Below are 13120 nucleotides of genomic sequence, written 5' to 3'. Positions count from 1 at the left end.
AAGCCGAGGCATGGCTTCCGCGACGGCAAGCAGATCCCTTTCAGGCCCAAACCAGGCCGATGCGGGCAGAAAAATTTTGTTAACAATTTAGAAAATCCCCTTATCATCGGTAGGACATTCCCTTCTGGCTCACGCTGACTGCCCCACCTGACCGCCCCACCTGACCGCAAAGGATCCGACATATGAACCGCTACCCCCGCGACATGCGCGGACACGGACAGTTTCCACCCAACCCGCAATGGCCAAACGGGGCACGGATCGCGGTGCAATTCGTGCTGAATTACGAAGAGGGTGGCGAAAACTGCCTGCTGCATGGTGATGCGGCGTCCGAGGCCTTCCTGTCCGACATTCCCGGTGCCGCCGCCTGGTCAGGGCAACGTCACTGGAACATGGAATCGATCTACGAATATGGCGCACGTGCTGGTTTCTGGCGGCTGCACCGCCTGTTCACCGAAGCGGGAATACCACTGACCATCTATGGTGTGGCCACCGCACTTGCGCGCAGCCCGGAACAGGTGGCCGCGATGAAAGCCGCCGGATGGGAAATCGCCTCACACGGGTTGAAATGGGTCGAGCACAAGGACATGCCCGAGGCGGAAGAGCGGGCACAAATCGCCGAAGCCATTCGCCTGCATAGCGAAGTGGTCGGGGAACCGCCGCAAGGCTGGTATACCGGGCGCTGTTCGGCCAACACCGTGCGGCTGGTCGCCGAGGACGGCAGGATTGACTATATTTCAGACAGTTACGACGATGACCTGCCCTATTGGCGCAGCTTCGCAGAACGGGACCAATTGATCATCCCCTATACGCTGGAAGCCAATGACATGAGATTTGCCACCGCCCCCGGCTGGGTCACAGGGCGGGATTTTGAAGACTACCTGACCGACAGTTTCGATACGCTTTACGCCGAAGGCACCGCCGGGCGCCCCTCGATGATGTCTGTTGGCCTGCATTGCCGCCTTGTGGGCCGGCCCGGGAAAATTTCCGGGCTGAAGCGGTTTATCGACCACATTCAGTCACATACCGGGGTCTGGTGTCCGCGCCGGATCGAGATCGCCGAGCATTGGGCCAAAACCCATCCTCCCTCTCGTTTCGAACGCCCCAGCCAGATGAGCCGGGACCGGTTTGTCGAGTGTTTCGGGGGCATTTTTGAGCATTCCCCTTGGGTGGCAGAGCGTGCTCATGGGTTGGAACTTGGCCCGGCCCATGACAGCGCAACCGGTCTGCACAACGCCCTGTGCCGCAGCTTCCGCACCGCATCAGACCAGGACCGTCTGGGTGTTCTGAACGCACATCCCGATCTGGCGGGCAAACTCGCCGCTGCCGGGCGCCTTACGGCTGAGAGCACATCCGAACAAGCCTCCGCCGGACTGGATCTTCTGACCGATGCGGAGCGGGAAACCTTTACCCGGCTGAACCGGGACTATGTCGAAAAACATGGCTTCCCCTTTATCATTGCGGTGCGTGACCACAACAAATCCTCAATCCTTGCCGCATTCCGGCGCCGCCTTGAACAGGCAAGCCACGCAGAGTTTCAGGAAGCTTGCAGACAGGTGGAGCGCATTGCAGAATTTCGCCTGAAGGACCTCTTGGCATGAGCCCGCGCGAGGTCATTGCCCAGCCCTTGACGGCAGATCTGTTTTCCCCGTTTGGCGATGTGATCGAACGCGGAACAGCCCCGCTGCCGATCAATGCCGGAATGTGTGACCGGCATCATGATCTGGCCCGGCTGGATTTCGGAACCGGGCGCGCCGGGATCAGCCTGTTTGATGGTCAGGCCCGCAGGTTTCCCTATCGTCTGGATCTGGTCGAGCGGCACCCGGAAGGATCGCAGGCGTTCATCCCCCTCAATGGCGTGCCCCTTCTGATCACCGTCTGCCCGGATAAAGGCGGCCGCCCAGGCACGCCACGCGCCTTCGTGATGGCGCCGGAACAGGCAATCAATCTGCATCGCGGCACCTGGCACGGGGTTCTGGCCCCGATCGACGCGCAGGGGCTTTATGCGGTGGTGGATCATATTGGCCCGGCCCTGAACCTCGAAGAACATCTGTTCAAGATCCCCTGGATCATCTTGCCCCCGGCCCAAAGCGTTGCAAAAAAGGGCTCGGGGCGCTAGCAGGGGCGCAATTTCAAGGGAAAACACGACGGTTTGGCGGGGGTCACATGAAAATCAGCATCGAAGACAGGATCGAACAGCGTGTTCTCGAAGCGATTGCCGAACGCCGCCTGCCCCCGGGGGCCAAGCTGGGCGAGCAGTTGCTCAGTGATATTTTCACCTGCAACCGGGCCAATGTGCGCCGGGCGCTGGCCTCACTTGCGGCACAGAATGTGGTTGATCTGATCCCCAATCGCGGGGCCTTTGTCATTTCGCCCTCCCCCCGGGATGCCAAAGACGTCTTTCAGGCCCGCCGCGCAATCGAGCGAACCATCGTGACAGCCGCATGCGATCATGCAACAGACACGGATCTGTCCGCATTGGCGGAAATTATCGCCAACGAGGACGCCGCGCGGGACGCGGGTGATGAGACACAAATTCTGCGCCTGTCGTCAGAGTTTCACCTGCGCATCGCCGACGTTGCGGGAAACAGTGTTCTGACCCGCTTCCTTACCGACCTGACCATGCGCTCTGCCCTGATTATCGGGCTTTACGGCCATAACGGCCCGTCCCATTGCGACCGGGACGAACACCGCCGCATTCTGGCCGCACTGGCCGCTCGGGACAAAGCGCAACTGATCGCGGAAATGGAACGCCACCTGTCTCATCTTGAGGCCGATCTGGATTTCTCGCGCCTGTCGGAAAAGCAAGTGCCCCTGGAAGAGATCCTGCAACCCTGACCTGCCCCAGAACCACCTCAGACCTGCCGCAACCCCATATGGCGGTTGACATCTTTGTAAAGGAGATAGCGGAAGGGTCCCGGCCCCCCCGCGTAACAGGCTTGCGGGCAAAAGGCGCGCAACCACATGAAATCGCCAGCTTCGACCTCAACCCAATCCTGATTGAGCCGGTAAACAGCTTTCCCTTCAAGCACATATAGCCCATGCTCCATGACATGGGTTTCGGCAAAGGGGATCACGCCACCGGGCTGAAACGTGACAATATTCACATGCATGTCATGGCGCAGATCTTCGGGATCGACAAAACGCGTGGTGGCCCAGGCACCATCTGTATCGGGCATCGGTATCGGCGTGTGATCCTGTTCATTCGTCACAAAGGCTTCGGGCGGGGAAATCCCGTCAACACGCTGATAACTCTTGCGAATCCAATGAAAGCGCAGCGGGCTCGATCCACAGGCACGCACGCTCCAGACCGCATCCGGTGGAAGATAGGCATAACCACCTTCCGTGAGTTCATAGCTGTCGCCTGAAAGGGTGAGCCGCATGGTGCCTTCCACCACAAACAGCACCGCCTCTACATTTGCTTCGGTCTCGGGATGGTCTGACCCTCCTCCGGGAACCACCTCGGCAATATACTGCGAAAAGGTCTCGGCAAAGCCCGACATCGGGCGCGCCAGAACCCAAAACCGCGCCCCGTCCCAATGCGGCAGTTTCGAGGTCACGATATCCGAAAACGTTCCGCGCGGGATCACCGCATAGGCCTCGGTAAACATGGCGCGGTCTGTCAATAACTGGGTCTGCGGCGGCAACCCGCCTTTCGGAGAGTAATAGCTGGGTTTGGACATGGGCTTGGACCTCAAGAAACAGGGGCGATGCGCCCATTGTTAACAAAAAACCGGCCACCCGAAAGCCCATTCCTGCGCAAATGCCCCCTCAGACCAACACGGCTCGCTTGACGGGCGCGCTGCCACTTGGCATGTGGAGCGCATGTTGATCTACAAAATCCTTCGGGCCGAGGAATGGACCTCTTTTCAAACTGCCGGCCAGACCAGTGGTGCCCCTGTCGATCTTGCCGACGGGTTCATCCACTTTTCCACCGCCGCACAGGCACGGGAAACCGCCGCCAAGCATTTCAAAGGCGAAGACGGGCTGGTTCTGGTGGCGTTTGACGCAGAGGCCATGGGGGACGCTCTGAAATGGGAGCCGTCGCGGGGCGGCGATCTGTTTCCGCATCTCTACCGCGACCTCGCCCTGTCCGAAATCCAATGGCAAACCTCCCTCCCACTTGGCCCGAACGGCCATGAATTCCCGGAGAAAATGAAATGAACCTTGTCGAGAAACTGGCCCTCAAGGCGTTGCATCAGACCGACCCGGAACGCGCGCATTCGCTGTCACTGTTGGCCCTGCGCGCAGGTGTTGTGCCCCTTGCGGGCGATGTGACCAGCGACCGTCTCAAGACCAGTTTCTGTGGGATGGACCTCTTGAACCCGGTTGGCCTTGCCGCCGGATATGACAAGAACGCACAGGCGGTGTCACAGCTGACACAAGCGGGATTTGGCTTTGTCGAAGTCGGCGCCATCACCCCCCGCGCCCAGCCCGGCAACCCGAAACCACGGCTGTTTCGCCTGACCGAAGATCGGGCTGTTATCAATCGCTTCGGTTTCAACAATGAAGGTATGGACGCCGCAGCCACGCGCCTCGCCCGCCGGGATCGCCGCAGCCCAGTGCCCGTGGGGTTGAACCTTGGCGCCAATAAAGACAGCGAAGATCGCGCTGCTGATTTCGCCAAAGTGCTGGAATGCTGCGGGCCGCATCTCGATTTCGCAACCGTGAATGTCTCCTCTCCCAACACGGAAAAACTGCGTGACCTGCAAGGGGCCGACGCCCTGCGCGGGTTGCTCAGCGGTGTGCAGGAGGTGCGGGGTGGTCTCGACAAATACATCCCCGTCTTCCTGAAAATCGCCCCCGATCTGAGCGATGCGGAACTGGCCGAAATTGTCGAGGTGGCACTAGAGGTCAAGATCGACGCGGTGATCGCCACCAATACCACGCTTTCTCGTGATGGTCTGAAAAGTGCCCATAAGGGTGAAATGGGCGGCCTGTCCGGCGCGCCTTTGTTCGAAAAGTCCACTAGGGTGCTGGCCCGGCTTTCGAAACTGAGCGATGGGAAACTGCCGCTAATCGGCGTGGGCGGCATCTCCTCTGCCGAACAGGCCTATGCCAAGATCCGTGCAGGTGCCTCTGTGGTGCAGCTTTATTCCGCGCTCGCCTATCAGGGCCTCAGCCTGGTGGAAGAGGTGGCCCGCGGGCTCGATACCCTGCTGGCACGGGATGGTTTCACCAAGGTCAGCGAAGCGGTTGGCACCGGGCGGGAGGACTGGCTATGAGCGTTACAATCTGGCACAATCCCCGCTGCTCGAAATCACGCCAGACCCTGGCGCTGGTAGAAGAGCGCACCGCGGTGAACATTCGCAAATATCTCGACGATGCCCCCAGCGCAGACGAAATCCGAGCGGCCTGCGCAGCCCTTGGCCTGCGCCCGTTTGACCTGATGCGCAAGGGCGAGGGGATTTTCAAAGAACTGGACCTGTCTGCCGACACGTCAGACGACGACCTGATCGCCGCCATGGCCGCTCATCCGATCCTGATCGAACGTCCAATTGTGTTTGCAAATCAAGCCGCCCGCATCGGCCGCCCCCCGGAAAGCGTTCTCGATATCCTCTGAGCTGCCATTTTCTGGTCAGAAATATCCGCGCCGGAGGCATAAGACAGGCCGAGCGCAGCGAGGCCCCCGCCCGCCGCAGGCGGTGACCGTCAGGTCACATCCCACCCGCGCCCAAAAGCGGTTCGGAATAGACTTGAAACACATGTTCATTCCGAAACGCCCAGGGCAAATCTCTCTTACGGCGTTTCCAGCTTTCCCCACCTCAGGCTAAAGCCGAAACACTTTAAACCACCGGCCTGACCGATCGCTCCAACACCGGATAGCGCCACAGAAGCGTCGCCCCACGTGCAACAAAGCTGATCAGCAAGGCCAGCCAAAGCCCGTGATTGCCCAGCAAGGGAAACAAGATCGCAAGCGACAGTGCATAAATCACCACGGACAGCGCCATCATGTTGCGCATTTCCCTGCTGCGTGTGGCCCCAATGAAGATCCCGTCCAACATGAAGCTCGGCCAGCCAAGAAGCGGGGCAAACACCATGTAGATCAGATAGGTGCCAGCGGTGGCTTGCACATCGGGAGCCGTGGTCATGGTGGCGATGCCCCAGGGGCCTGCCAGCCAGAATATCATTGCCAGCACCAGCGAAACGCCCGCGGCCCACCAGCTGGTCATCACAGAGGCCCGACGTAGAAAATGCACCTGCCTGCGTCCCACCGCCTGCCCGACAAAGCTCTCTGCCGCCAGCGCAAACCCGTCCAGCGCATAAGCCGTGACATAGACAAACTGGATCAACACCTGGTTGGCGGCCAGTTCCACATCGGAAAGCTTTGCTCCAAAGAACATGAAGCTGATGAAAATGGCCTGCAGCAGAAGCGACCGGATCAGAATGTCGGAATTGACTGCGGCCATATGTTTCAGAACCACGGGATCAAGGATCCGGCGCGGGTCAGCCCATCCAGGGCGGGCAAACACCTCGCGACACAGAAACAGGCCAAGTGCAAAGCCGAGGAATTCAGCCATCAGCGTGGCCAGCGCCACCCCCTCGATCCCCCAGTCCATCCCCAGCACAAACCACAGATCCAGCAAGATATTGACCGTATTTGTCACAAGCTGCAGGGCAAGCACCGCGCGGGTGCGCTCCAGCGCAATCAACCAGCCTGTCATGGCGTAGATCCCAATCGCGACAGGCGCTCCGAAGATCCGTATCTGTAGATAGGATCGCGCCAGCCCCTCAACCTCGTCCGAGGCGGGCGCAATCTGGAAGGCAGCCCAGATCAGAGGCACTTGCAACACAATCAGGGCCGCCCCCGCAACAAGCGCCACCAGCAGGCCACGTGTCAGCATCGCCGCGACTTCCGCCATATTTCCTGCCCCATGGGCCTGGGCCGTCAGCCCGGTTGTCCCCATACGCAGAAAGCCAAAGACCCAAAACAGCGCAGACAGGATCGCGGCCCCAATGCCAACCGCACCGATTGGTGCGGCCTGCCCCAGCTGGCCAATCACACCCGTGTCCACCAGCCCCAGAAGCGGCACGGTCACATTGGACAGGGTGATCGGCAGGGCAAACTTCAGAACCCGGCGATGGGTCAGGGTTGCGGGTTTCAGGGCCACAGGATCATGTGCGGGCATGTCAGTTCGGAGAGGGCATCAGGAAATGTCCGGTGGCCTGGGCAAACAGCTTTTGTCGATTGTCCTGCCACGCCTCGACATGAACCGAGGCATAGCGCCGACCGGAGCGCACCACCCGCGCCCTTGCATAGGCATCACGCGGCAGGCCAGATCGCAGATAGTCGATTGAAAAGTCGATGGTCTTCGGAAGGTAGGCAAGGACATTCCCGGGCTGTTCTCCCGGATCCAGAAGCCCCGCCTCCATATCCGCCCAGATACTGACCCAGGTGAGTTCAATCACCGCCGCCGTTTCCAGAAAGGCCGCGGTCACACCACCATGGATGGCAGGCAGCATCGGGTTGCCGATCAGCTTTTCCGCGAAGGGCAGGATTGCGGTGAGTTCATCCCCGTGCCGTTCCACCTCAATCCCGAGGAACTTGATATAAGGCACACCGTTCACCAGCGCGGACAGGGTGCTGTCACGGCGGTGTTTGACAATTTCTACCGGTTCGGGGCGGGGGCGCTTGGAGGTGCTCATGAAACGGCCTCGGTCGATTTGCGTTTCGGATCGCCATCTGCGGTGAACGCCCCGGTGGCGGTTGCCACCGGACGCTCGGTATCTTCATCCAGTGCCACGGCCCGCACAAACGCAACGGATCGGGTAACGTGGTAGCAGGTGGCGCGTGCGGTGATTTTCTGACCCGGTGTCGCCGGTCGCATGTAATCAATGCGCAGATCAATGGTGGCGGTGATGTCAGGGGCGCGCGGATGGCTCATCACTGCGGCTCCACAACAGGTGTCCAGCACCGCAGATACGGCCCCCCCATGGATCACGCCACTGCGCGGATCTCCGACAAAGGCCTCATTGTAAGGCATCGAAATCACCGCCTCCCCATCGCCGATATCCTCCAGCACCATGCCCAGCGCCCGGCAATGGGGAATCGCTTCGGTGAATTGCCGCGCAATTTCCGCCTTCTTCTCCGGGGTCAGACCTTTGATCATGGGGCATTTCCCTTTCTTTGCTGTCCCCTGTTTATTGGCGCTTGCCTTTTGTGGAGCAAGCCCTTAGTTTTGCATTTGCGAATTATTCTCAATTGCAGGAGCGCCACATGGCCGCCACAACCACCCTAACCGCCCCATTTGGGGAATTGCGTCCAAAGCGCCTGTTTGTTCTGGCAGTGCTGCTTGTGCTGGCCATCGTGCCGGGGGAATTGGGCGAATTGACCCGTTCGCTGATGACGGATGCCTATGTGCAGGTCTCGGTTTTTGTGGCCACCACGTTGTTGCTGTTTTATGGCGCGGAACGTCTGTTCCGCTTCAACATCGGCGATGCGTTGTCCAATGCCCGGGCGGCTCAGGTGCCACTGGCGGCATTGCTCGGGGCAACTCCGGGATGCGGCGGCGCTGTTGTTGTGGTTGCGGCTTATTCCTCAGGTCACGTAGGGTTTGGCGCAGTTGTCGCCACGCTGACGGCCACGATGGGGGATGCGGCATTTCTGCTGCTGGCGACGCGACCGGATGCGGCCCTTGTTGTCCTGCCCCTGTCCTTTGTGGTCGGGATCCTGTCCGGCTGGATTGTGGATCGGTTCAACAAGATCGAATTTCGCAGCCCCGGTGCCGGCAGCTGTGAACTGGCACCGCGCATCGGCAAGATCCGCCCGCAGGACATGGCCTATCTCGTGATTGCGGCCCCCGGTCTGATTGTCGGTGTTGCCCAGCTGATGCAGGTTGAGGTCACCCACCCTCTGGGAATTCCGGTTCTGTGGATCGCCATGGCGGGCACCTTCCTGGGGCTGTTTATCTGGGCCACCTCCTCATTGCAGGCCATGACCAACGCCAAGGACAACCCGATCACACGGATGGCCGAAGAGACCAGTTTCATCTCGGTCTGGGTGATCGGGGCCTATCTCGCCTATGACTATCTTGCGCTTTATACGGGGGTGGATGTGGCCGTGATGTTCGAAACTGTCGCGCCTCTCCTGCCGCTGATGGCGATTGTGATCGGGTTTGTGCCCGGCTGCGGCCCCCAGGTTCTGGTGACGACGCTTTACCTGAATGGTGCCGTTCCGTTTGCGGCCCTGATGGGCAACGCGATTTCCAATGACGGAGACGCCCTGTTCCCGGCCATTGCGCTAAATCCCAAGGCGGCAGTGATTGCCACGGTCTACTCGGCCGTGCCTGCCCTGATCTTGGCTTATGCGTTCTATTTCCTCGCTCCGGGCTTCATGAACTGACCCTTCTGCGAGGCAGATCTTCCGGGGGATCCCATAACGGGGTCCCCTTTTTTGCAGATTTTGCTCAATATTTTGCGCATAGCGTAGTTCTACAGAATTGCGCTGCAGCGCAGAAAGCGTTACCAATGAGGACGAACCGCAACAGCAAGGATGTCCCATGTCTGACGAACGCCTCACCTTCAAAGAAATGTGTGCCAAGTTTGACGTGACTCCGCGGACGCTCAGATATTACGAATATATCGAGCTTCTGGCACCGGAAAAGGAAGGGCGGTCGCGGTTTTATACGCCACGCGAAGTGGCCCGCATGACCCTCATCCTGCGCGGGCGCCGGTTCGGTTTCTCTCTGGAAGAGCTGCGCCAATGGCTGTTGATCTATGATGAGAAAGGCACCGATGCGCAGAATCAGGCCTGGGTGGAGTTGGCGGATCGCCAGCTCAAGGCCCTGCGGGAGCAATATGCGCAATTGGCCGAGACCATTGATGATCTTCAGGATCTGCGGGACGATGTGGCAAAGCTGGTAACATAACCCTCACGCCGGGTCGTCTTCCTCCCTCAACACCTGCTCCAACCGATCTGCGCTGGCCTGGGCGGATTGAAATTTCCGCAGCAAGACAAGCCACATGATCATGATTGTGGCCAGAGAGACGAGGGCAACAATCCCTGCCGCCATCGGCAACCAGGGCCAAAGCCCCCAGATTGCGGGCACGGCAAATGCCACCGGCATCCCGATACCCCAGCGGATCGCCCACATGGCCAGTCGTTTCCTGAGAAACCCCTGCATCTGAGCCTGCATCACCTCAAGGGATGCCCGCTCTGCGTCCAGATGGTCCACACCATCTATATTGTCACCACTCACGACCACCCCTTCCGATCAGTGTTTTCCCTTGATCCGAAAAGACCATGTGCCCCTTGCGGCACGAGGTCAATGTTCCTTTTCTCCCGTAAAACGCGCGCGGCAGCGCGGAAATCACACGTCTAGGGGCGTAAATCTGGGAAATGACGTTCCGTAACGGAAAGAAAAGTTGACGCCACGCCATTGAAATGTTTGACGTCACGTTACATTTACGTCAACGTAAACTTATGCAGTAAACAGAACCGGTCAGATCAACTCAGATCAACACGGCGGGATCCCCGCCCCCCAACCGACCGGTGTCAAAAAGAGGATCGAATGTTCGACATGACCGACGACCTTATGACCATTCGTCAGATGTGTGACGCTTTTGATGTCACCGCTCGCACCCTGCGCTTTTATGAAGCGAAAGAGCTGCTTGCACCGGTACGCGAAGGCCAGAAACGCCTGTTCACAAAACGCGACCGTGCCCGGCTCAAGCTGATCCTGCGCGGCAAACGTTTTGGGTTTGCACTGGAGGAAATCCGCCAGCTGCTCGACCTGTATGACATGGGGGACCAGCAGCAGACCCAGCTGACCCGCACCTATGAGGTGGCCCAGAAACACCTGGCCGACCTAAGGCAGCAGCGCACCGAGCTGGACGAGGCCATTGCCGATCTGACGGAACAACTGAAATGGGCCGAAAACGCCATCGCCAGATTCAAAGCGGGCGAAGGGCAATAAGCGCCAGTTATCAACCACGAGGATTACCACATGCCGAGCTATACCGCCCCCACCAAGGACATGGGCTTTGTGCTGCACGAAGTGCTGAAAACCCATGAGGCTGCCACCCCCGGATATGCAGATCTGGAACCTGGCTTTACCTCTGCCGTTCTGGAAGAGGCGGGCAAACTGGCAGGAGAGGTGCTCGCGCCGCTCAATGTGGTTGGCGATCACGAGGGCTGCCGCCTGGAAAATGGCGTGGTTTACACACCTGCCGGGTTCAAGGATGCTTTTGAGCAGATGAAAGACGGTGGCTGGACCGGGCTTGACATGCCTGAGGAGTTCGGTGGCCAGAACATGCCAGTGGTGCTGGGCACCGCTGTGGGGGAGCTGTTTTCCGGCGCCAACCAGGCCTTTACCATGTATCAGGGCCTGACCCATGGGGCCGCCTCCGCCATCCTGGCCCATGGCACGGATGAACAGAAAGCCACCTATCTGCCCAAAATGGTCAGCTGCGAATGGACCGGCACCATGAACCTGACAGAGCCGCATTGCGGCACCGATCTGGGTCTGATGCGCACCAAGGCGGAACCGCAGGAGGATGGCAGCTACAAGATTTCCGGCCAGAAGATTTTCATCTCGGCAGGCGACCATGACATGTCGGAAAACGTGATCCACCTGGTGCTGGCGAAAATCCCCGGTGGACCAGAGGGCATCAAGGGCGTGTCGCTGTTCATCGTGCCGAAATTCATGGTGGCCGAAGACGGGTCTGCGGGCGCGCGCAATGGCGTGTCAGTGGGCAATCTTGAGAAAAAGATGGGCATCCACGGCAATGCCACCTGCGTGATGAATTATGACGAGGCGACCGGCTATCTGCTGGGAGACATGCACAAAGGCATGCGCGCCATGTTCACCATGATGAACGAAGCCCGCCTTGGCGTGGCGATGCAGGGTCTGGCGCAAGCCGAAGCCGCCTATCAGAACGCAGTGATTTATGCCAAGGATCGCCTGCAGGGGCGCGACGTCACCGGGGTCAAGAACCCGGATGGCCCGGCGGACCCGCTGATCGTTCATCCCGACATTCGCCGCGCGCTTATGGACCAGAAATCCTTCATCGAAGGGGCGCGTGCCTTTCTGCTTTGGGGGGCGACACTGATTGATCAGGCCCACCGCGCCGAGGACAAGGGTGCCGATGATCTGATCTCGCTGATGACCCCGGTCCTGAAAGGGTTCCTGACCGATCAGGGCTATGACATGACCGTCCTCGCCCAGCAGATCTATGGGGGCCACGGCTATATCGAAGAACATGGCATGAGCCAGTTCACACGCGACGCCCGCATCACCCAGATCTATGAAGGGGCAAACGGTGTTCAGGCGCTGGATCTCGTCGGCCGCAAACTGGCTGCCGGTGGTGGCAAGCCGATCATGGGTTTCTTCGACATGATCAAATCCTACTGCAAGGAACAAGGTGACGACGAAGCGATGGCGGAATTCATCGCGCCGCTCAAAGAAGCGTCCAAGCACCTGCAATCCTCGGCCATGTATTTCATGCAGTCGGGCATGAAGAACCCAAATGACGCGCTCGCGGGAAGCTATGATTTCATGCATCTTTTCGGCCATGTCTGCCTGGGCTTCATGTGGGCACGGTCTGCCCGCGCGGCCCTGGATGCGCTGGCTGGTGGCACCTCTGACGCCACGTTCTACGAGACCAAGCTGACCACGGCGCGCTACTATATGTCCCGACGCCTGCCCGCCACCGCGATGCATCTGGCACGGATCGAAAGCGGATCGGCCACGGTCATGGGGCTGGATGCGGACCAATTCTAACCAATTGAAAAGAGAACAGGAATGCCTAAACGCTTCAAACTCACCCGCCGCTTTCCCTGCGCCATGACCGAAGACGGCTATCGCCGCCTGAAACGATTTGCGCAGGAGGCGGGGCTGGATGAGGGCGAAGCGCTGTCCTTCCTGTTCGAACATTTCGACAGCGTGACGCACCAAGAAAACCTCACCGCGCGCCTGCGCCTGTTCAACGCGGAACTGGAGGCGCGCAAGCGATGAGTCTGGACAGTTGGCTTCTGTTGGAGGCCTCCGGCGGGAGTATTTGGAACAAGAAGAAGGGGCGCGCGTCTCAAAACGATAACGGCCTCGCCACCCCGGCCCTTTCGGGCGTTGATGGCGAGGCCGCCTTCTCCTTGGGCGGTCATCGGCTCTCCAGCCTGTACCGC

At 59.6% G+C, this 13120-nt stretch carries 16 protein-coding genes; 11 read left to right on the top strand and 5 right to left on the bottom strand.

The window, feature by feature from the left end; translation table 11 throughout:
• The first annotated feature begins 182 nt into the window (after window positions 1–182).
• From puuE to K3J57_RS03790, 3 genes are read left to right on the top strand one after another with little or no spacing between them, the layout of a single operon-like run.
• Window positions 183–1598 carry an allantoinase PuuE gene (gene puuE / locus K3J57_RS03800; protein WP_259797185.1) on the top strand — a complete coding sequence of 472 codons (1416 nt, stop codon included), beginning with the start codon at window positions 183–185 and terminating at the stop codon, window positions 1596–1598.
• Window positions 1595–2116 (top strand): ureidoglycolate lyase, encoded by a 522-nt coding sequence (locus K3J57_RS03795; protein WP_259797183.1) that lies wholly within the window; start codon window positions 1595–1597, stop codon window positions 2114–2116. The genes puuE and K3J57_RS03795 overlap by 4 nt, the downstream gene beginning before the upstream one ends.
• A 47-nt stretch (window positions 2117–2163) precedes the next feature.
• Window positions 2164–2835, top strand: a complete 672-nt coding sequence (locus K3J57_RS03790; RefSeq protein WP_259797181.1) for a GntR family transcriptional regulator — start codon at window positions 2164–2166, stop codon at window positions 2833–2835.
• Between the two features lie 17 nt (window positions 2836–2852).
• Here the strand turns inward: K3J57_RS03790 and K3J57_RS03785 are convergent, their stop codons facing one another.
• The gene (locus K3J57_RS03785; protein ID WP_259794097.1) at window positions 2853–3680 is read right to left on the bottom strand and encodes a bifunctional allantoicase/(S)-ureidoglycine aminohydrolase; all 828 of its coding nucleotides are present in this window, start codon (window positions 3678–3680) and stop codon (window positions 2853–2855) included.
• Window positions 3681–3822: 142 nt separating this feature from the next.
• Here K3J57_RS03785 and K3J57_RS03780 point away from each other — a divergent pair, with 142 nt between their 5' ends.
• Genes K3J57_RS03780 through arsC form a run of 3 tightly spaced genes read left to right on the top strand, consistent with a single transcriptional unit; the run spans window position 3823 to window position 5560 of the window.
• The gene (locus K3J57_RS03780) at window positions 3823–4161 is read left to right on the top strand and encodes a DUF952 domain-containing protein (RefSeq protein WP_259794096.1); all 339 of its coding nucleotides are present in this window, start codon (window positions 3823–3825) and stop codon (window positions 4159–4161) included.
• Entirely contained in the window at window positions 4158–5222 is a 1065-nt protein-coding gene (locus tag K3J57_RS03775; protein WP_259794095.1) for a quinone-dependent dihydroorotate dehydrogenase, read from the top strand. The genes K3J57_RS03780 and K3J57_RS03775 overlap by 4 nt, the downstream gene beginning before the upstream one ends.
• Window positions 5219–5560, top strand: a complete 342-nt coding sequence (gene arsC / locus K3J57_RS03770) for an arsenate reductase (glutaredoxin) (RefSeq protein ID WP_259797179.1) — start codon at window positions 5219–5221, stop codon at window positions 5558–5560. Before K3J57_RS03775 ends, arsC begins: the two co-directional genes overlap by 4 nt.
• A 223-nt stretch (window positions 5561–5783) precedes the next feature.
• Here arsC and K3J57_RS03765 read toward each other — a convergent pair whose 3' ends face one another.
• From K3J57_RS03765 to K3J57_RS03755, 3 genes are read right to left on the bottom strand one after another with little or no spacing between them, the layout of a single operon-like run.
• Window positions 5784–7127 (bottom strand): MATE family efflux transporter, encoded by a 1344-nt coding sequence (locus K3J57_RS03765; protein WP_259794094.1) that lies wholly within the window; start codon window positions 7125–7127, stop codon window positions 5784–5786.
• 1 nt (window position 7128) lies between these two features.
• Complete coding sequence (locus K3J57_RS03760) at window positions 7129–7644, bottom strand: PaaI family thioesterase (RefSeq protein WP_259776844.1); 516 nt, start codon at window positions 7642–7644, stop codon at window positions 7129–7131.
• Window positions 7641–8108: a PaaI family thioesterase gene (locus tag K3J57_RS03755; RefSeq protein WP_173485476.1), complete on the bottom strand. Its 468-nt coding sequence runs from the start codon at window positions 8106–8108 to the stop codon at window positions 7641–7643. Before K3J57_RS03755 ends, K3J57_RS03760 begins: the two co-directional genes overlap by 4 nt.
• Window positions 8109–8215: 107 nt before the next feature.
• Between K3J57_RS03755 and K3J57_RS03750 the strand changes: the two genes are divergently transcribed.
• Together K3J57_RS03750 and K3J57_RS03745 are read left to right on the top strand one after the other, a co-directional pair.
• Window positions 8216–9340 (top strand): putative manganese transporter, encoded by a 1125-nt coding sequence (locus K3J57_RS03750; RefSeq protein WP_259794093.1) that lies wholly within the window; start codon window positions 8216–8218, stop codon window positions 9338–9340.
• Window positions 9341–9497: 157 nt separating this feature from the next.
• Entirely contained in the window at window positions 9498–9866 is a 369-nt protein-coding gene (locus tag K3J57_RS03745; protein ID WP_055188858.1) for a MerR family transcriptional regulator, read from the top strand.
• A gap of 3 nt (window positions 9867–9869) precedes the next feature.
• Here K3J57_RS03745 and K3J57_RS03740 read toward each other — a convergent pair whose 3' ends face one another.
• Window positions 9870–10196 (bottom strand): hypothetical protein, encoded by a 327-nt coding sequence (locus tag K3J57_RS03740; RefSeq protein WP_259772720.1) that lies wholly within the window; start codon window positions 10194–10196, stop codon window positions 9870–9872.
• A 321-nt stretch (window positions 10197–10517) separates the two neighbouring features.
• On the opposite strand from K3J57_RS03740, the gene K3J57_RS03735 reads away from it, so the two are divergent.
• The 3 genes from K3J57_RS03735 to K3J57_RS03725 are packed head-to-tail and all read left to right on the top strand — an operon-like array spanning window position 10518 to window position 12953.
• Window positions 10518–10913 carry a MerR family transcriptional regulator gene (locus K3J57_RS03735; RefSeq protein ID WP_259794092.1) on the top strand — a complete coding sequence of 132 codons (396 nt, stop codon included), beginning with the start codon at window positions 10518–10520 and terminating at the stop codon, window positions 10911–10913.
• A gap of 30 nt (window positions 10914–10943) precedes the next feature.
• On the top strand, window positions 10944–12719 hold the full coding sequence (locus K3J57_RS03730; RefSeq protein WP_259794091.1) for an acyl-CoA dehydrogenase C-terminal domain-containing protein: 1776 nt from the start codon (window positions 10944–10946) through the stop codon (window positions 12717–12719).
• Between the two features lie 21 nt (window positions 12720–12740).
• Entirely contained in the window at window positions 12741–12953 is a 213-nt protein-coding gene (locus tag K3J57_RS03725) for a hypothetical protein (RefSeq protein ID WP_055188849.1), read from the top strand.
• The last annotated feature ends 167 nt before the right edge of the window (window positions 12954–13120 follow it).

This window comes from Aliiroseovarius crassostreae, from assembly GCF_025137635.1.
Lineage (GTDB): Bacteria > Pseudomonadota > Alphaproteobacteria > Rhodobacterales > Rhodobacteraceae > Aliiroseovarius > Aliiroseovarius crassostreae.
Note: the sequence above shows the minus strand (reverse complement) of the source record. Positions and strands in the feature narration are given on the sequence as shown.

What these genes read in the sequence shown, in the direction of transcription:
- K3J57_RS03785 (WP_259794097.1), bottom strand. Translation starts at nt 3,680, where the DNA reads ATGTCCAAACCCAGCTATTACTCTCCGAAAGGCGGGTTGCCGCCGCAG.
- K3J57_RS03750 (WP_259794093.1), top strand. Translation starts at nt 8,216, where the DNA reads ATGGCCGCCACAACCACCCTAACCGCCCCATTTGGGGAATTGCGTCCA.
- K3J57_RS03745 (WP_055188858.1), top strand. Translation starts at nt 9,498, where the DNA reads ATGTCTGACGAACGCCTCACCTTCAAAGAAATGTGTGCCAAGTTTGAC.
- K3J57_RS03730 (WP_259794091.1), top strand. Translation starts at nt 10,944, where the DNA reads ATGCCGAGCTATACCGCCCCCACCAAGGACATGGGCTTTGTGCTGCAC.
- K3J57_RS03725 (WP_055188849.1), top strand. Translation starts at nt 12,741, where the DNA reads ATGCCTAAACGCTTCAAACTCACCCGCCGCTTTCCCTGCGCCATGACC.
- puuE (WP_259797185.1), top strand. Translation starts at nt 183, where the DNA reads ATGAACCGCTACCCCCGCGACATGCGCGGACACGGACAGTTTCCACCC.
- K3J57_RS03765 (WP_259794094.1), bottom strand. Translation starts at nt 7,127, where the DNA reads ATGCCCGCACATGATCCTGTGGCCCTGAAACCCGCAACCCTGACCCAT.
- K3J57_RS03760 (WP_259776844.1), bottom strand. Translation starts at nt 7,644, where the DNA reads ATGAGCACCTCCAAGCGCCCCCGCCCCGAACCGGTAGAAATTGTCAAA.
- arsC (WP_259797179.1), top strand. Translation starts at nt 5,219, where the DNA reads ATGAGCGTTACAATCTGGCACAATCCCCGCTGCTCGAAATCACGCCAG.
- K3J57_RS03755 (WP_173485476.1), bottom strand. Translation starts at nt 8,108, where the DNA reads ATGATCAAAGGTCTGACCCCGGAGAAGAAGGCGGAAATTGCGCGGCAA.
- K3J57_RS03795 (WP_259797183.1), top strand. Translation starts at nt 1,595, where the DNA reads ATGAGCCCGCGCGAGGTCATTGCCCAGCCCTTGACGGCAGATCTGTTT.
- K3J57_RS03775 (WP_259794095.1), top strand. Translation starts at nt 4,158, where the DNA reads ATGAACCTTGTCGAGAAACTGGCCCTCAAGGCGTTGCATCAGACCGAC.
- K3J57_RS03735 (WP_259794092.1), top strand. Translation starts at nt 10,518, where the DNA reads ATGACCGACGACCTTATGACCATTCGTCAGATGTGTGACGCTTTTGAT.
- K3J57_RS03780 (WP_259794096.1), top strand. Translation starts at nt 3,823, where the DNA reads ATGTTGATCTACAAAATCCTTCGGGCCGAGGAATGGACCTCTTTTCAA.
- K3J57_RS03790 (WP_259797181.1), top strand. Translation starts at nt 2,164, where the DNA reads ATGAAAATCAGCATCGAAGACAGGATCGAACAGCGTGTTCTCGAAGCG.